Source organism: Rhizobium sp. UGM030330-04 (assembly GCF_003208455.1).
GTDB classification, from domain to species: Bacteria; Pseudomonadota; Alphaproteobacteria; order Rhizobiales; family Rhizobiaceae; genus Agrobacterium; species Agrobacterium rhizogenes_A.
In genome coordinates this window covers 371,492-387,965 of the sequence record NZ_QKML01000002.1, presented here as the reverse complement: position 1 = coordinate 387,965, position 16,474 = coordinate 371,492, and the positions used below count along the sequence as shown (strand labels likewise).

The following is a 16,474-nucleotide window of genomic DNA, read 5'->3' as shown; positions in this document are numbered from 1 at the left end:
TGCAGCGAGCTGCGGATGGCTGCGCGTCCGATGTCCTTTGCCGCTGTCAGAGACCGGCAATGTTGCGGCCGATATGGCGCAGGATGCTTTTGAACAGTTTCACTTCGGCGGGATCGAGGCCTTCGATGGCGGTTTTTTCAAACATCGCCGCGATCGGCATCAGTTCGTCGGCCAGTTCCTCGCCCTTTGCGGTCAGCGTGATACGCACGATGCGGGCATTGTCGGCCGGCCGCTCACGGCTGACGAGGTTGCGCCGGACCATCAACCCCACCAGGCGGGACAGCGTGGAAATCTCCACCGACACCATGTCCGAAAGTTCGGTCAGCGTCTTGCTTTCCTGCTGTCTCAGTGTCGCCAGCACGCGGTACATCGGCAGGGTGATGTCATAGGATACCAGTCTCAGCGAGAAACGCTCGCCAAGCCGAACGCCCACCCAGTTGAGCAGGTAGGGTACCGAGTCGGTGAACTGATAAGACACGAGCAAATCCCCGTTTGAGAACCATCTGCGCAGATGCTGATGTGCGCCTATCGGCTGTACCGGCACAATCCATCCGTTTCAATAGCGTCGCTCCAGAAGGCCGGGGAGTGGCAGGTTTCCCCGTTGGATAAAATGACAAAAAACATTTGCATTGACAAATATTGCAAATGCAAATAAATAGAAATGCAGGATTTGGGAGGATCTCATGACATCAGCATTGTTCGCCCCGAACAGCCTTGCGCCGGAAGGCGTCGGCCAAACTTTCCGCACGACGATGCGCCGTTTTCCGGCCACCGTGACGGTTATCACTGCCTGCGCTTCCGGTGATCAGCGCGATCACGGCATGACCGTCACCGCCGTTACCTCGGTTTCCATGGAACCGCCATCGCTTCTGGTCTGCCTGAACAACCGCACGCTGCTGCATGAACTGCTGCTGTGCCGGCCCGATTTCATCGTCAACGTGCTGACGCAGGATCAGGCCGCGCTCTCGGATGCTTTCAGCGGCAAGGTGTCGCCGGAAGAGCGTTTCCGCGACGGTGACTGGCAACGTCACGAAAACGGCGTCCTCTATCTGCCCACGGCCCACGCGGCCATCGCCTGCCGCCGGGTGGCGGCGATGCCCTATGGAACGCATACCGTGTTCATCGGGCAGGTGGTTTCGGCCGATGTCCGCGAGACGACGCGGCCGCTGCTTTACGAAAACGCCCAATATTGCGCCGCAAGTCCGGCTGGCTTGCCGGCCTGATATTTCCGGCCAGATAATTCCCGGCCAAGTCACTTCCGGAAGGAGACAATCATGAACGATATGAGCCATGCGCCGCAGCCGGCGCAAACGACCCCGCGTGTCCGCCTCACCGGCCGTGTTGCCGACATAGCCGATCTTTTCCGGGCGAGCGCCCGCCAGACGGAAGAGGCGCGACGCGTGCCCGCCAGCCATATCGAGGCGCTGCGCGGCATCGGTTATTTCGATATCGTCAAACCCCGCGCCTTCGGCGGAAAGGGCGGTGAATTCGCTGAACTGGTCGAGGCCAATATCGAGCTTTCGGCGGCCTGCGCATCGACGGGCTGGGTGGCCGGCCTGCTTTCCGCCCATCAATGGTTGCTGGCGATGTTTCCGGAAGAGGCGCAGGCCGATGTCTGGGGTGAAAACCCTGACGCGCTGCTGTGTGGTTCCTACGCACCGGTGAAAATGGCTGACGTCGCCGAGGGCGGTTATCGCCTCAGCGGCAAATGGGCCTTCGCCTCGGGTTGCGAAAATGCGCAATGGTCTCTCTGCGCCGCCATTCTGCCGCCGCAGGGTGAGGGCAGGCCGGTTCCCGCCTTCCTTCTCGTTCCCGCCAGCCACTATGTCATTGAAGATACCTGGCATGTGGTGGGGCTGGCCGGCACTGGCTCCAAGACGCTGGTTCTCGATGATGTCTTCGTTCCCAAACATCGGGTTCTGACCTTCCCGGACGCCACCAGCGGCAAGACGCCCGGCGGGCAATATTATGCCGAGGAAGGCCTGTTCAACATGCCGCTTCTGACCGGCATTCCCTCCTGTCTTGCGGCGGCCGGCGTTGGCGCGGCCAAGGGCGCGCTTGTCGCTTATGTCGACCATGTCGGCGGCCGGGTGACGCGCGGCGCGGTGGCCGGCGGCAACAACCGCATGGCCGAATTCCCGACCATTCAGCTGCGCGTTGCCGAAGCGGCCGCGAGCGTCGATGCGGCCTGCGAAATCCTGCTGCGCGATGTGGCCCGCGCACAGGTGCTGGCGCAGGCCCGGATTGAAGGTCGGGCGGAATTCACGGTGGATGACCGTCTTCTGAGCCGCCGTGGCCAGGCCTTTGCGGTGTCGCTGGCGCTGCGCGCCGTACAGGCGCTGAACGATTCCACCGGCGGCGTCGGGCTTGATCTTGCCAACCCCGTGCAGCGGGCCTGGCGCGATGCCAATGCGGTTGGCCGCCACATCAGCATGAACTGGGATGCCGTGGGCACCATGATCGGCCAGAGCATGCTCGGGCTGGAACCCAAGGGCCAATATTGACCGCGCATCAAGCGGCACGTGAACAGCAATTTCGGAGGAAATACTATGCAAGGCAAGGTCGCTCTCGAGGAGCATTTCGCAATCCCGGAAACACTTCAGGATTCGGCCGGTTTTGTACCCGGCGACTACTGGAAGGAGCTGCAGCATCGCCTGCTCGACATTCAGGATACGCGCCTGAAGCTGATGGATGCGCATGGCATCGAGACCATGATCCTGTCGCTGAATGCGCCGGCGGTGCAGGCCATTCCGGACAAGAAGAAGGCGATCGAGATTGCGCGGCGGGCCAATGACGTGCTTGCCGAAGAATGCGCCAAGCGGCCGGATCGTTTCCTGGCTTTCGCTGCCCTGCCATTGCAGGACCCGGATGCGGCGACGGAGGAACTTCAGCGCTGCGTCAACGATCTTGGTTTCGTCGGTGCGCTCGTCAATGGTTTCAGCCAGGAGGGCGACGGCCAGACGCCGCTTTATTACGATCTGCCGCAATATCGCCCCTTCTGGGGAGCGGTCGAGAAGCTCGATGTGCCGTTTTACCTGCATCCGCGCAACCCGCTGCCGCAGGATTCGCGCATCTATGACGGCCATCCCTGGCTGCTCGGCCCCACCTGGGCCTTTGCACAGGAAACGGCTGTTCACGCGCTGCGTCTCATGGCGTCCGGCCTGTTCGACGAGCATCCGCGCCTCAACATCATTCTCGGCCACATGGGTGAGGGGCTGCCTTACATGATGTGGCGTATCGACCACCGCAATGCCTGGGTGAAGCTGCCACCGCGTTATCCGGCCAAGCGCCGTTTCGTGGATTATTTCAACGAGAATTTCCACATCACGACGTCAGGCAATTTCCGTACCCAGACGCTGATCGACGCCATTCTGGAAATCGGTGCCGACCGCATCCTGTTTTCCACCGACTGGCCGTTCGAGAATATCAACGATGCATCTGACTGGTTCAACGCGACGAGTATTGCGGAAGCCGATCGGGTGAAGATCGGCCGCACCAATGCCCGCCGCCTGTTCAAGCTCGACGGGGCCTGAGCCATGCAGCCCTTCGTCTACATGGCAGCTCCTGCCCGCATCGTCTTCGGAGCGGGCAGCTCGACGGGGGTGGCGGAGGAAATCCGCCGCCTTGGCCTGTCGCGGGCGCTGGTGCTCTCCACACCACAGCAGAAGGGCGATGCGGAAGCGCTGGCCGCCCGGCTCGGCCAGCTTGCCGTGGGTGTCTTCTCCGAGGCTGCCATGCACACGCCGGTCGAGGTGACGAAAAAGGCGGTCGAAGCCTATCGCGCCACTGGTGCGGATTGTGTCGTGGCGCTGGGCGGCGGCTCGACCACCGGTCTCGGCAAGGCGATTGCACTGCGCACCGATGCGGCGCAGATTGTGATCCCGACGACCTATGCCGGCTCCGAGGTGACGCCCATTCTCGGCCAGACCGAAAACGGGGTGAAGACCACCATGCGCGGGCCGGAAATCCTGCCTGAGGTCGTGATCTACGATGCGGAACTGACAGTCGGTTTGCCTGTGGCCATCAGCATGACCAGTGGGCTGAACGCCATGGCCCATGCGGCCGAGGCGCTCTATGCTCGGGATCGCAATCCCATCGCCAGCCTGATGGCGGTGGAGGGATTGCGGGCAATGGTCGAGGCGCTTCCTGGCGTGAAGGCCGAGCCGCAGGATATTACGGCGCGCGAGACGGCACTTTATGGCGCATGGCTGTGCGGCACGGTACTCGGTGCTGTCGGCATGTCCCTGCATCACAAGCTTTGCCACACGCTGGGCGGCAGTCTCGATCTGCCACATGCCGAAACCCATGCGGTGCTCTTGCCGCACACCGTTGCCTATGTGGAGCAGGCAGTGCCCGATCTGCTCGCGCCGCTTGCCGCACGTGTCGGCGGCAGGGCCGGGGCCGGGCTTTTCGATTTTGCCGCCCGGCTCGGCGCGCCAGCGAGCCTCGTAGCGCTTGGTGTGCAGCAGGGTGATCTCGACCCCATGGCCGAGCTTGCGACGGCCAATCCCTATTGGTGCCCGCGGCCAATCGAAAAAACCGCGATCCGCGACCTGTTGCAGCGCGCCTTTGACGGCGCGCGGCCGGAGTGATGGGAGGAAGACATGACGGATACGAAGATGACCAGTGATGATGGCTATTTCGTTGAGGAGCGTTCGGCGGAGACGGTGATTGCCCGTATGCGCGACTGTGACGATCCGCGCCTGAAGGAGATCATGGCGGTCGTTACCCGCAAGCTGCACGAGGCGGTGAAGGAAATCGAACCGACCGAGGAGGAATGGATGAAGGCCATCCATTTTCTCACCGAGGTTGGCCAGATCTGCAATGAATGGCGGCAGGAGTGGATCCTGTTTTCCGATATTCTCGGCGTTTCTATGCTGGTCGATGCCATCAACCACCGCAAGCCGAGCGGCGCGTCGGAATCCACCGTTCTCGGGCCTTTCCATGTGGCCGATGCGCCGGAAATGCCGATGGGCGCCAATATCTGCCTCGATGGCAAGGGTGAGGATATGGTCGTGACCGGCCGCATTCTCGATACCGACGGTGCACCGGTTGCCGGCGCGCGCATCGATGTCTGGCAGGCCAATGACGAGGGTTTCTACGACGTGCAGCAGAAGGGCATCCAGCCCGATTTCAACCTGCGCGGCGTTTTCATCACCGGCGAGGATGGGCGTTACTGGTTCCGGGCGGCGAAACCGAAATATTATCCGATCCCGGATGACGGCCCGGTCGGGCAATTGCTGCGGGCCATGGGGCGCCATCCTTACCGGCCGGCGCATCTGCACTACATCGTCTCGGCAGAAGGTTATGGCACGCTCGTCACGCATATTTTCGATCCCGACGATCCCTACATCCGTTCGGATGCGGTCTTTGGTGTGAAGGAGAGTCTGCTGGCCGATTTCCAGCGGGTGGAGGATGCGCAAAAGGCGCATGATCTGGGTTTCCTCGGCGGCTGGTTCTGGTCGGTGAACCACGACTTCGTGCTGGCGCGATGAGCAGCGGTGGCCAGATGGAACTTTATGTGCGTTTTGCTGAAAGCGATCCGGCCGCTATCGAGCAACGCACGGCGCAGATGGAGGCTCACAAGGCCCATTTGCGCGATGAAAAGGCCGCGCCCGAGGGTTTCAGGATTCTGGCCTCCGGTCCCATGCGGGTGGAAAGCGGTAAGACCACCGCCGCGCTCATCATCGCCGAGGCCCGTTGCATCGAGGATATGACCGCTTTCAGCGATGCCGATCCTTTTGTCATTCACGGTGTCTACAGGCAGGTTCGTATCCTGCGCTGGACACCGACATTGTCGAGGATTTCCGGGCTGAAACCTGACTGAGATTTCGGCCAGGTCTCGCATCTGGCAATCGTCAATATTGCATTTGCAAAAATTGCATTTGCAATATTTAATCGAAGACGGGTGATATCGGCGGCATGTGTCTTGACAGGAGTAAGACACATAGCAGGGTGGAGCAAGCCGGGCACTCGCGGAGCTATCGCATGAACGGGAGACGTCAATCCATACCGGATGGCGCGTTCACGCGTGAAAGGGAGGAACATGTCCACGAATTATATGAGCGCCGCTTCGGCGCGGACGAAGAACCCGGCTGGCGTCATCGCGACATGCGGTCTTATGATCATGTTCGACGGTTACGATCTGGTCGTTTATGGCGCGGTTGCGCCGGCATTGCTGAAAGAGGGGGCGTGGGCGCTCAATCCCGCCATGGTTGGGCGGGCCGCCGCGCTGACGCTGGTGGGCATGCTGCTCGGCGCGCTTTTCGCCGGCACGATGGCTGATCGTATCGGCCGCCGCAAGGTTGTCCTCATCAGCCTTGCCGGATTTTCGGCGATGATGATCGCCTCTGCCATGACACCGAATTTTCTTGCCTTTGAAACCACCCGCTTCTTCGCCGGTCTCGGGCTCGGCGCGCTGTTGCCGACGGTAACGGCGCTGGTGCTGGAATTTTCACCGCCCAAGCGCAGGGCGCAGGCCAATTCCCTGTCCTTCCTCGGTTATCTGATCGGCGGCATCATCTCCGGCGTCATGGGTATCCTTCTGCTGGAGACCTATGGCTGGCGGCCGCTGATGCTGATCGGCGGACTGCCGCTCGTGCTTTTGCCGATCTTCATGCGGTTTCTGCCGGAATCGCCGGAATGGCTGGCAAGCAAGGGCCGGCAGGCGGAGGCAGACGGCATCTGCGACAGCTACGGCCTGCAACGCATCGTGCCGCATGCGAAAATCCAGAAGGGTGGCGTCGGCGCGCTGTTTTCGGAAGGCCGGCTGATTTCGACGCTGAATGCCTGGGGCATTCACTTCTGCTCGCTGCTTCTCACCTTCGGCATGGTCAACTGGCTGCCCACCATCATGAACAAGATGGGTTACGATATCAGTTCGGCGCTCAGCTTTTCCGTCATGCTCAATGTCGGCGCGGCAATCGGCATCCTCGTGGGCGGACGTTTTGCCGACAGGGGCAACGTCAAGGTGGTCGTTGCGGTTCTGTTCGCCATCGGTGCGGCCTCTATCTGGGCTCTGACGGTGAATAAGGGACCGTTGCTCTATGCTTTTGTCGGGCTTGCCGGTGCCGGAACCATCGGAACCCAGATCCTTGCCAATGTTCTGGTCGGCCGGCTCTATCCCGTCCATATTCGCGGTACGGGTCTCGGTTTCTCGCTCGCGGTCGGTCGTTTGGGCGGTATTGCCGGCCCGATGATTGGCGGCCTCGTCCTGCAGCGGGGGCTGGCCCCGGAGTGGAATTTCTACATTTTCGGTTCGGTCGCACTGGTGGGTCTGTTGCTGACCGTGTTGACCCTGCTTTACCGCACATCCGGTGACGAGCGGGTTTGATGAATGAAGTCGCGAGCCGTGGGACTGAAAACCCGCGGCTCGCCCGTCACGCCTTGCGGGAAACCGGCGTGACCGTTGCCATTTGCTGCAATGTCCGCTCGTTGATGCGTCTGGCGCGGGCCAGCGCATCGTCGCGATCTTCGGGCAGCGTGTAGGTCATGTAGGACAGCGAGGTTTCGAGGTCGTTGTTATTGTGCCCCAGAATGGCGGCGAAGTAGCTGTTCTTGGTGACGTGGGGTGGCGCGAAATTGTGATAGGCGACCTCGGCATAAAGGTGCCGCAGGCCATAGGGCTTGGGAAGCTCTTCCTTCGGCCAGAAATCCTCGAACAGGTTAAAAACCGTGTCCCGGAGCAGCAGGCGGGTTTCCGACGAAAAATCGTCGATCGACATACCGTGCCACAGTTTTCCCTGCCCGCTTTCGCGCAGGCGCCTGTAGGCGGAGAGGATGGCTTCGGACCGGGCAAGGACCGGAATTTCGTAGGTCACGCCAAATTTCGTTCCTTCGCCCTGCTTCGTCTTGGCCTGGCCGTTGAACAGGATGCTCCATTTGGAAACGCCCCTGCCATAGGGGGCGGGTGAAAACTCGGCCTGGGTGAAAACCTCGTATGGGCGCCGTCCCGTCATGCCGATCAGGCCGATGCCGATCATCAGCGGATCGGCGGACTGGAGGCAATCGGCGCAAATCTTCAGAACCTGCCGGTAATTCTCGAATGTGATCAGGGCGCCGTGCTTGTTGGCGATCTTTTCCATCTTGACCCGGCGGGCGTCGTCATACATCGCCGCATCGCCCGTCGCGATCTTCAGCATCGGGTGGTCGTCGCCGAAGGCTTCGCGGATCGCATTGCGATATCTGGTGATGTAGGAGATGATCGTCGTCTGCGCCCTGTCCTTCATGGTGCCGAGTTCGGCGTTCCACAGGGCCTGCATTTCCTCTTTCGTGGCCACGCCGTTCATCGCCGCAATGAAATCCGCTATGCGCAGAAGAACCGTCGGCTTGCGGCCGGCGGTGTTGAATTCAGCCCGCTCGATTTTTTCGACGATGGATGTGGCGACGCCGGTTTTCGGATAGTCGGCCCGCTCGATATAGGTCTTCAGCCGCTCGCGCAGTTTCTTCATGTTGCAGATGGCGAGCGGGGTGCTCTTGACGCCGAATTCGGCCTTCAGAGCGTAACGGTATTTCATGATATAGAGTTCGAGTGTCTTTTCCGTGCGGCCATTGTCGAAATGGTAGCGGACCTCGGCGTCCCACAGGTCGCGGATCTTTCTGTTGCGCACCGCATCGTCGCTCTTCATCGCCTCCCTGACGCGGGCGACAAACTGGTCGATACGTTCCACGAGGACGGGTGTTTTTGTCTTTCGCTTTAAGGCGGGCATGCGGCGGCTCCCTGAACCGGTCCGAAAATATAAAATCCATGGTTGGCAATCAACTGAAGCACGGTTGAGGAAATGCCATGATCATTCGCCGCCGGCCGGTTTCTTTTGAATAATAGTTTAATTGATTCCGCAAGCACGGCGGTGATGCGGGAAACCGTGAGAGAGGGTTTCCGGCGCGTCGCCCGCTTGGAAGCCGCCAAATACTGCCGGCTTCCATGGTTCACGCGGACGAGGCCCGGCGGGATTGTTCACGCGGCTTCGAAATGTCTGCGAAGCCTGTCGGGACAGGGAGGCTTATTTCGGCAGCCGGGTCTTCAGTGCCGCCACGATCTTGTTGGCCAGTGCCTCGTAATCCTCATCGAAATGATGGCCGCCCTCGATACCGAGCGTTTCCACGCCTTTCGCCTTCAGGCCGGGGCAGGGGTCTTCATCTTCCTCTTCCGTGCCGTAGATGCATTGCACCAGTTTCGGATCGATCTTGGCGATATCATCCACGGTCTTGCCGCCCTTGCCTTCTCCGGCAACGCCGAGCCAGCCCTGCACGGAGATTTCGAAATCCACCTCCGTGGACAATCCCATGAGGGTAAGCTGCACGACATGTGATTTCGCGCGGTCGGGCAGGAGGTTGTAGGTTGCAGGAATGATATCGGCACCGAAGGAATAGCCGATCAATACGACGTTTCGAACCTTCCATTGCTTGCGATAGGTGTCGATGATGCGGGCAAGGTCGCCCGCCACTTCCTGCGGCTGCTTTTCCTTCCAGAAATAACGCAGGGCATCGACGCCGATTACGGGAATGCCCTGTTTCTGCAGCGCGCCGCCCACTTCTTCGTCAAGATCGCGCCAGCCGCCGTCGCCGGAATAGATCACCGCCATGGTGTCCATGACAGGGCTCGTTTCCAGAACCTTGATCGGCAGGCCAAGCGGGCTGTCGGTGTCACCCGCGGCATCGATCTGGTCGGAAAGGGTCTGGGTCAGAACCTCGTCCGCCTTGTCCTCCACGTCCGTCACGTCGATGTCAGGATGCAGCTTGACGAGCGCGCTGACGTGGTCGCGACCCTTCTGATCCGCGCCGGGCGTGAACAGCACGCTGACTGGCGCGGGCAGCGGGCCGTCGGTGAGGCCATAGACCGTTTCGCCGTCCACCTTGTCCTTGGTGGCGGGGGTGCAGAGGATTTTCTCAAGTGGCAGGCCTGCCTTGGGGTCGACGGCGATGGCTTCCCGCACGGTGGAGACCGGGCTCTGCGCGATCATCGCCAGCGCCAGCGTTCCGCCCTTGCCGATGCCGGTAAGGATCGGCTGGCGATAGCTGCTGGTACCGGCGGTGCGCTGGATCTGCTGCGACAGCGACTCGATATCCGAGATCATGTAGATGCACTCGTCGTCATCGGCCTCGAGCGCCTTCAGATATTCCTTGAAGTCGATGCCGACCACGGCGGCGCCCTTTTCCACCAGCGCCTTGGCGCGGGTCTCGTCGGCGGCTGTCCAGCCGTCGGCGTCGGAAATCAGGAAGACGCTGGCGAGAATATCGCCGTCCGGCACCATGATGTGCTCGGCAGGGATCATGCCGGTCTCATAGGCGGGCTTGTCCTGCGCAAAAACAGGGGTGGAAGCGAACAGGGCGGAGGCGGCAAGGGCTGCCCTCAGCATGGTGGATTTTTTCATTTTCCGATCACTCCTCTGACACCGCCACTGATCAGAACCGTCGCATCCATCAGCGCCAGAGCGGCGTCCGCGCCGTTCTGAACTGCGAGATAACGCGGTTCCCATTTCGGGTGGAACTTTGCCTTGAAAGCGCGAAGTCCCTTGAAGTTGTAGAAACGTTCGCCGTGTTCGAACAGCGTGCTGCCGATGCGGTCCCAGACGGGGGCCGCGTCGCGCCTCGACATGCCGGACATGGGCGCCATGCCGAGATTGAAGCTCTCATAGCCCGCCTCCCGCAAATATTGCATGATGCTGACGAAGAGGAAATCCATCGCGCCGCGCGGCGCATCTGGAGAAAAGCGCATGAGATCGACGGTTGCTTCCTTTTTCGTGTCCGTCACCATCAGATTGGCGAAGGCGGTGATCTTTCCATCCTTGCGCAGCACGGCGACGGGCTGCGACAGGATGTAGTCCGGCTCGAAAGCGCCGAGCGAGAAGCGTTTTTCCCGCGTGTTATGGTGCGCGAGCCAACCGTCGGAGACCTGTTTCAGGTCGTCCAGAATATCCGCCACATGCGCTTTTTCGACCACTTCAAAGGTCAGCCCGTCGCGTGCGCCACGGCTCAGCGACTGGCGGAGGGTTGCGAGCTTGCCGCCCTTCAGTTCGAAGGCGGTAAGATCCACCAGCGCCAATTCACCGAGTTTGAAGGCGCGAAGGCCCGCATCGGCGCAATGGGACAGAAGATAAGGCGAAATCTGGTAGAAGGCGGCGCGTGCGCCCGCCGAACGGGCGGCTTCCACGAATTGCCAGACGAGATCGGGGAAATCGTCCTCATCGCCGACCGGATCGGCGAAGGCGATCCAGGAGCGGCCCTGAATGCCGTACATGATGAAGGCGTTGCCGCTTTCGGAAAACATCACGTGCTTGTCGCCCATGCGTACCAGATTGGCGTCGGCCGCATCCTGTGTCATGACGATGCCGGTTGCGCTGGCGACGTCATCGGCCTTGATGGCATCCGGTCGGTAGGCCACCGGCCGCATCAGGCTGAAGATGGCGATGGTGGACGACGCAAGCACGAGACCGAGAAGCGCGCGCAGGCCGCGCGGGGCTTCCTCGGAGAATTCGAACTGCCACCACAGCGTATGGCTGTAATCCGTATCGCGATAGACGAAGAGCAGGATCGTGGCCGCGCCGGCGATGATGACGGCCATGGCGGCGAGCCAGCTCGGTCCCAGCGCCTGTTTCACCAGCGAGGCATGGCGGTTGAAGCTGCGCATATTGGCGGCGAGGGCGGCGATGAAGACACCGAGGATGGCGGCTTCGAAGACCGCGATCGCCTTGAGTATGGAGAGAACCAGCGCCACGGAGGCGGCGACGAGGGCGATCCACCAGGCGCCGTCCAGCCGCTGCCCGAGACCGCGCGAGGCGACGACCAGCACCAGGCCGAGAATGCTGGTGAGAAAATGCGCGGCTTCGATGATCGGCAGCGGCACGAAATTCGACAGGAAATCCAGATTGCCGTCCGGGGTGGGCGTCACGCTGGAAAAGATCAGCATGGTGCCGAGGATCATCGCGAAGGTTGACAGCAGCGGCGGTGCGAGCCGCACGGCAAGCTGGCTGATATCGGAGACCACGGGTTTTGCCGCGAACTGCTTCATTTCGGAAACGAGCATCACCAGAATGGCAACAAGCAGCGGCAGGACGTGGTAGATCACGCGGTAGAGAACGAGGCTTCCGAGCAGCTGGTCGACGCTGATCGCATTGCCGAGACCCGCGACCATCACCGTTTCAAAGACACCGAGACCGGCCGGCACATGGCTGAGAACGCCAAGGCCGACGGCGGTGGCATAGATGGCGAAGAATGTCGGCCAGCCGAGATGCGTCTCGGGCAGCAGCACATAAAGCACGGAGGCGGAGGCGGCGATATCGAAGGCGGAAACGAGGAACTGCCGCGACGATGTCCGGCTGTCCGGCAGGCGAAGCCGCCATGCGCCAAGCCGGATGGCGTGGCCGTTGCGCCCGACATAGGCCGCCACGACGAGGACCGCGATGACGGCCAGTGCCGCCGCGCGCAGGATCAGGGCGTCGACACCGATGATGGCGGTGATGCGCGGCGCGACGATGAAGGTGGAGATGGCGCTGACCGAAAGCAGCCCAAGCCCGAAGGACAGGGTGACGAAGGCGATGACGCGAGCGATCTCGCCGGGCGACAGCCCGAGCCGCGAATAGGCGCGAAAGCGGATCGCGCCGCCGCTCAAGGGGCCGAAACCGGCGGTATTGCCGATGGCATAGGCGGCAAAGGCGGTTGCCGCCATGGGCGGAAAGGGCAGCTTGCGGCCAATATATTCGATGGCATTGGCGTCATAGAATATCAGCGCCAGAAAGCTGAGCGCCGTGAAGAGGATGGCAAGCAGGACGGCGGAAGCCGAGGTCTGCGTCAGCGCGTCGATGACGTCATCGTAGCGGACTTCGGACGTCAGGTGATAGATGGCAAATGTCATCATCACGAAGACGAGCGTGATGGCGATCGCAGTCAGATAGGGGCGGTTTCTGGCAAAAAAGCTCTCAACCGCGGATTCCGTGACATCGATTTGTGTGGTTTCGCTCTTGTCTGCCATTTGCTTTGTCCAGCGCCCGTTCCCAAGCTTGGCGAACCACAGGAATGTGTCGCTAATTCGTTTCGGTTGAGGAAATGTGATTAGCAGAAAAGCATGAAGTGTCGATGTGAACTTTGCCTCCGGTTATTCGGGAATTACGCGCAGTTTAACGGCGGAAATGCAACTAAAGAATGCATGATTTTGGGGATTGTTCCCAAAGGGACAAAATTGACCGCTGCGGTTGCCTGGTGGTGGCGTTTGATGCCATTACACGCTCCTTTTGATTGAAGGAGATGCAGATGAACACGCCTACAAGAATAGCGCTTTCGCTCGTCGTCGCCCTCGTGGCGGGCGGCGGATACATGGCGGTGGACAAGATGCGCGGTGCCGAATGGGTCGTTTCGCCGCAGCAGATTGCGGAGGCCAAGGCAAAGGGGCAGATGGGGTATGAATCCCGTCCGGGCACCGTGACCGTGCTGCCGATCCGCAGCGAGACGGCGGATGTGCTGCCGATGAAATGGGCGATGATCGGTGTCGTCGCCGGGCTTCTGGCCTTCCGGGCGAGCGGCAGGAAAAAAGCGGCAAAGGCTTGAAGGCCTGCCGCTTCGTGTCTCCGGCGCCCTGCGCCGGAGATGAAATGCAATTTATGCCTCATGCACCCCAGGTTTTTTCGAGTACGCGGACCCAGTTGCCGTGGCAAATCCTGGCAAGCGCCTCGTCGTCATAACCGCCCTTGCGCAGGGCTTCGACCAGCAATTGCAAATCGGCTGCGTCCTTCATGGCGGCGGGAATGGTGGTGCCGTCGAAATCCGAACCGAGCGCGACATGCTCGATGCCGATGCGGTTGACGATGTAATCCACATGGCGGACGAGTTCGCTCAGGTCGGTATCCGGATTCTTCACGCCGTCCTGGCGCAGGAAAAGCACGCCGAAATTGATGCCGGCAAGGCCGCCCGTATCGCGGATGGCGTCCAGCTGGCGGTCCGTCAGGTTACGGCTGTGGTTGCACACGGCATAGGCGTTGGAATGCGAGGCGACGAGCGGCGCGTCTGAAATCCTGGCGATGTCCCAGAAACCCTGCTCATTCATGTGCGACAGGTCGACCATGATCTTCAGTTCGTTGCAGGTCTTTATCAGCCGCTTGCCGGCATCGGTGAGGCTGGGGCCGATATCCGGCGTCGAGGGGAAACGGAAGGGAACGCCATAAGCGAAAATGTTCGGGCGGCTCCAGACCGGTCCGAGCGTGCGAAGGCCCGCCTCGTAGAGCACATGCAGCGCATCGAGATCAGCGCCGATCGCTTCCGCGCCCTCGATATGGAAGACCGAGGCAAAAGCGCCCGATGCCATGGCGTCGCGGATATCGGCGGCCGTGCGGCAGACCTTCAGCGCGCCCTTCGACTGCTTCTCGGCACGGAACAAAAGAGCGGCCATGGCAAGCGTTGCCTTCAGCGCATCTGCCTCATCGGGTGTCGGGTAGTCGCCGTTGGCGTCCTTGTCCATGCTGGGCGAAGGTACGTAGATGGCGCAGAGGCCGCCGGCCAGCCCACCCTTCCTGGCGCGTGGCAGGTCGATGTGGCCAACCGTGTCACCCTCGATGAGCAGGGTCTCGGGAGAGGCATTGCCCGACCGCCATAACCGCAGAAGCACGTCGTTGTGGCCGTCGAAGACGGGTACGGTTTTTTCATCGGTCATGGTCATTCACCTTCGGATAGGGGGAGGGCGCGGATGCGCGCCTATTCAGACTTTTGGGAATTGGTAGAGGAAAGGTCAAGGCGGGAGCAAATGCAATCCGTGCATAGGCTCTGCCAAATTTGGAATTGGTCGGGCCTCGTTTGCTCGTGGTAATCGCGGGAAAACATAAAAAAAATGACTGGATTGGGGCAAACCCACCGTTTTCCGAAAAATAAGGTCCGAAAGGGGATTTTCGATGATTTCAAGACGCAACCTGTTGATTGCCGGCGCTGCCGTTCCGTTCCTGTCCTATGCGCGCATTCCGGCATTTGCCGCGACACCGAAGGACATTCTTGTCGTCGCGCAGCAGCTGGACAATATGACGAGCCTTGACCCGCATGAAGGTTTCGAAGCCGTCGGCGGTGAAATCATCTCCAACATGTATCAGAAGCTGGTGCGCGCCAACCGTGAAGATTCCACCAAGGTTGATCCGGTTATCGCGAAATCCTGGGAAGCCGATGCGGACAGCAAGGTTTTCACCTTCGTCATCGGTGACGAAGCGACCTTCGCGAGCGGTGCGAAAGTGACCGCGGAAGACGTCGCGTTCTCGCTGCAGCGCGCCATCAAGATGAACAAGAGCCCGGCCTTCATCATCAGCCAGTTCGGCTTCACGCCTGAGAATGCCGAAACGACCATCGTTGCCGCCGACGACAAGACGGTGAAGCTGACGACGGCAAAGCCGACCGCCATCTCCTTCCTGCTTTATTGCCTCTCCGCCAATATTGGTGCGATCGTTGAAAAGAAGGCGGTTCTTGCCAATGCGTCGGGTGAAGACCTCGGCAATGGCTGGCTGCAGAAGAACAGCGCCGGTTCCGGCGATTTCATGCTGCAGGCCTGGAAGCCGAGCGAAAGCGTCGCACTCACTGTCAACCCGAACGGTCCTTACAAGGGCAATATCAAGCGTATCGTGCTGCGCCATGTCACCGATCCGTCTTCCCAGCTGCTGATGCTGCAGAAGGGCGATATCGACATTGCCCGCGACCTGACGTCGGAGCAGCTGCGCACCGTCAAGGACGACGCCAATATCGAACTGGAGCGCAAGTCCATCGCCTCGCTGGTGCTGATCTCGCTCAACCAGGGCAATGAGAACCTTGCCAAGCCGCAGGTCTGGCAGGCGATCAAGTGGGCGCTGGATTATAAGGGCATGCAGGAAAACATCGTGCCGCTGACGCACGAGATCCACCAGAGCTTCGAGCCGAAGGGCTTCCCCGGCGCTGTCAACGACATTCCGTTCCAGCGCGATGTCGAAAAGGCGAAGGCGCTGATGGCCGAAGCCGGCCTTGCCGACGGTTTCGAGATCAGCATGGACCACTATTCCGCCCAGCCTTACCCGGATCTGGCGCAGGCCATTCAGGCCAACCTTGCCGATATCGGCATCAAGGTGCGTCTGCAATCGGCTGAAAACCGTCAGGTTCTGACCAAGATGCGCGCCCGCGAACACCAGATGGCGCTGTCCGCATGGGGCACGGATTATTTCGATCCGCATTCCAACGCCGATGTCTTCAACATCAACAAGGACAATGGCGACGACGCCAAGTCGAAGCCCTTCCTGTGGCGTTCGCGCTTCAAGAACGACGACTTCGCCGCCAAGGCGGAAGCCGCCCGTGACGAGAAGGACCCGGCAAAGCGCGTGGAGCTTTATGAAGCCCTGCAGCGCGAGCACATGGAAAACAGCCCGTTCGTGTTCATGTTCCAGACCACGAAGACGGCAGCTTTCCGCAAGGGCGTTTCAGGCTTCGAACTCGGCGTTCTCTCCGAGGGCAATTCCTACCACGATGCGAAGAAAGCGTGACA

14 protein-coding genes are annotated in these 16,474 nt (G+C 60.8%); 9 read left to right on the top strand and 5 right to left on the bottom strand.

All coding sequences use genetic code 11. The features are described 5' to 3' along the window. Positions 1–46: 46 nt before the first annotated feature. The gene (locus tag N434_RS04905) at positions 47–478 is read right to left on the bottom strand and encodes a MarR family winged helix-turn-helix transcriptional regulator (RefSeq protein ID WP_065116053.1); all 432 of its coding nucleotides are present in this window, start codon (positions 476–478) and stop codon (positions 47–49) included. Positions 479–683: 205 nt separating this feature from the next. On the opposite strand from N434_RS04905, the gene graD reads away from it, so the two are divergent. The 7 genes from graD to N434_RS04870 all read left to right on the top strand — a co-directional run bounded on the left by graD (position 684) and on the right by N434_RS04870 (position 7,333). Then, complete coding sequence (graD, locus tag N434_RS04900; protein ID WP_065114144.1) at positions 684–1,223, top strand: FADH(2)-dependent resorcinol hydroxylase reductase component; 540 nt, start codon at positions 684–686, stop codon at positions 1,221–1,223. 51 nt (positions 1,224–1,274) lie between these two features. After that, the gene (graA, locus tag N434_RS04895; RefSeq protein ID WP_110756371.1) at positions 1,275–2,504 is read left to right on the top strand and encodes an FADH(2)-dependent resorcinol hydroxylase oxygenase component; all 1,230 of its coding nucleotides are present in this window, start codon (positions 1,275–1,277) and stop codon (positions 2,502–2,504) included. Positions 2,505–2,549: 45 nt separating this feature from the next. Next, positions 2,550–3,533, top strand: coding sequence for a gamma-resorcylate decarboxylase (tsdA, locus tag N434_RS04890; protein WP_110756369.1), 984 nt, complete (start codon positions 2,550–2,552; stop codon positions 3,531–3,533). Positions 3,534–3,536: 3 nt separating this feature from the next. Further along, the gene (gene graC, locus N434_RS04885) at positions 3,537–4,592 is read left to right on the top strand and encodes a maleylacetate reductase (protein ID WP_110756368.1); all 1,056 of its coding nucleotides are present in this window, start codon (positions 3,537–3,539) and stop codon (positions 4,590–4,592) included. Between the two features lie 12 nt (positions 4,593–4,604). Continuing rightward, positions 4,605–5,495, top strand: a complete 891-nt coding sequence (gene graB, locus N434_RS04880; protein WP_110756366.1) for a hydroxyquinol 1,2-dioxygenase — start codon at positions 4,605–4,607, stop codon at positions 5,493–5,495. Positions 5,496–5,509: 14 nt separating this feature from the next. Continuing rightward, a complete protein-coding gene (locus tag N434_RS04875; RefSeq protein ID WP_286172111.1) occupies positions 5,510–5,827 on the top strand; it encodes a YciI family protein in 318 nt (105 codons plus the stop codon). A gap of 219 nt (positions 5,828–6,046) precedes the next feature. Then, positions 6,047–7,333, top strand: coding sequence for an MFS transporter (locus N434_RS04870; RefSeq protein ID WP_181423875.1), 1,287 nt, complete (start codon positions 6,047–6,049; stop codon positions 7,331–7,333). Positions 7,334–7,379: 46 nt separating this feature from the next. Here the strand turns inward: N434_RS04870 and telA are convergent, their stop codons facing one another. The 3 genes from telA to mprF form a co-directional block, all read right to left on the bottom strand. After that, complete coding sequence (telA, locus tag N434_RS04865; RefSeq protein ID WP_065114137.1) at positions 7,380–8,708, bottom strand: telomere resolvase TelA; 1,329 nt, start codon at positions 8,706–8,708, stop codon at positions 7,380–7,382. A gap of 294 nt (positions 8,709–9,002) precedes the next feature. Beyond that, a complete protein-coding gene (locus N434_RS04860; RefSeq protein WP_110756360.1) occupies positions 9,003–10,373 on the bottom strand; it encodes a virulence factor in 1,371 nt (456 codons plus the stop codon). Next, positions 10,370–12,970: a bifunctional lysylphosphatidylglycerol flippase/synthetase MprF gene (gene mprF, locus N434_RS04855; protein ID WP_110756358.1), complete on the bottom strand. Its 2,601-nt coding sequence runs from the start codon at positions 12,968–12,970 to the stop codon at positions 10,370–10,372. The genes N434_RS04860 and mprF overlap by 4 nt, the downstream gene beginning before the upstream one ends. A gap of 278 nt (positions 12,971–13,248) precedes the next feature. On the opposite strand from mprF, the gene N434_RS04850 reads away from it, so the two are divergent. Further along, positions 13,249–13,542, top strand: coding sequence for a hypothetical protein (locus tag N434_RS04850; RefSeq protein ID WP_065114134.1), 294 nt, complete (start codon positions 13,249–13,251; stop codon positions 13,540–13,542). 58 nt (positions 13,543–13,600) lie between these two features. Here the strand turns inward: N434_RS04850 and N434_RS04845 are convergent, their stop codons facing one another. Further along, the gene (locus N434_RS04845) at positions 13,601–14,641 is read right to left on the bottom strand and encodes a dipeptidase (protein ID WP_110756496.1); all 1,041 of its coding nucleotides are present in this window, start codon (positions 14,639–14,641) and stop codon (positions 13,601–13,603) included. Positions 14,642–14,876: 235 nt separating this feature from the next. On the opposite strand from N434_RS04845, the gene N434_RS04840 reads away from it, so the two are divergent. Next, on the top strand, positions 14,877–16,472 hold the full coding sequence (locus N434_RS04840; protein ID WP_110756357.1) for an ABC transporter substrate-binding protein: 1,596 nt from the start codon (positions 14,877–14,879) through the stop codon (positions 16,470–16,472). The last annotated feature ends 2 nt before the right edge of the window (positions 16,473–16,474 follow it).

Bases quoted from the DNA above. Each gene is read 5' to 3' on its own strand.
- N434_RS04840 (WP_110756357.1), top strand. From the start codon at position 14,877: ATGATTTCAAGACGCAACCTGTTGATTGCCGGCGCTGCCGTTCCGTTC.
- graD (WP_065114144.1), top strand. From the start codon at position 684: ATGACATCAGCATTGTTCGCCCCGAACAGCCTTGCGCCGGAAGGCGTC.
- tsdA (WP_110756369.1), top strand. From the start codon at position 2,550: ATGCAAGGCAAGGTCGCTCTCGAGGAGCATTTCGCAATCCCGGAAACA.
- mprF (WP_110756358.1), bottom strand. From the start codon at position 12,970: ATGGCAGACAAGAGCGAAACCACACAAATCGATGTCACGGAATCCGCG.
- N434_RS04870 (WP_181423875.1), top strand. From the start codon at position 6,047: ATGTCCACGAATTATATGAGCGCCGCTTCGGCGCGGACGAAGAACCCG.
- N434_RS04850 (WP_065114134.1), top strand. From the start codon at position 13,249: ATGAACACGCCTACAAGAATAGCGCTTTCGCTCGTCGTCGCCCTCGTG.
- graC (WP_110756368.1), top strand. From the start codon at position 3,537: ATGCAGCCCTTCGTCTACATGGCAGCTCCTGCCCGCATCGTCTTCGGA.
- graB (WP_110756366.1), top strand. From the start codon at position 4,605: ATGACGGATACGAAGATGACCAGTGATGATGGCTATTTCGTTGAGGAG.
- graA (WP_110756371.1), top strand. From the start codon at position 1,275: ATGAACGATATGAGCCATGCGCCGCAGCCGGCGCAAACGACCCCGCGT.
- telA (WP_065114137.1), bottom strand. From the start codon at position 8,708: ATGCCCGCCTTAAAGCGAAAGACAAAAACACCCGTCCTCGTGGAACGT.
- N434_RS04875 (WP_286172111.1), top strand. From the start codon at position 5,510: ATGGAACTTTATGTGCGTTTTGCTGAAAGCGATCCGGCCGCTATCGAG.
- N434_RS04845 (WP_110756496.1), bottom strand. From the start codon at position 14,641: ATGACCGATGAAAAAACCGTACCCGTCTTCGACGGCCACAACGACGTG.
- N434_RS04860 (WP_110756360.1), bottom strand. From the start codon at position 10,373: ATGAAAAAATCCACCATGCTGAGGGCAGCCCTTGCCGCCTCCGCCCTG.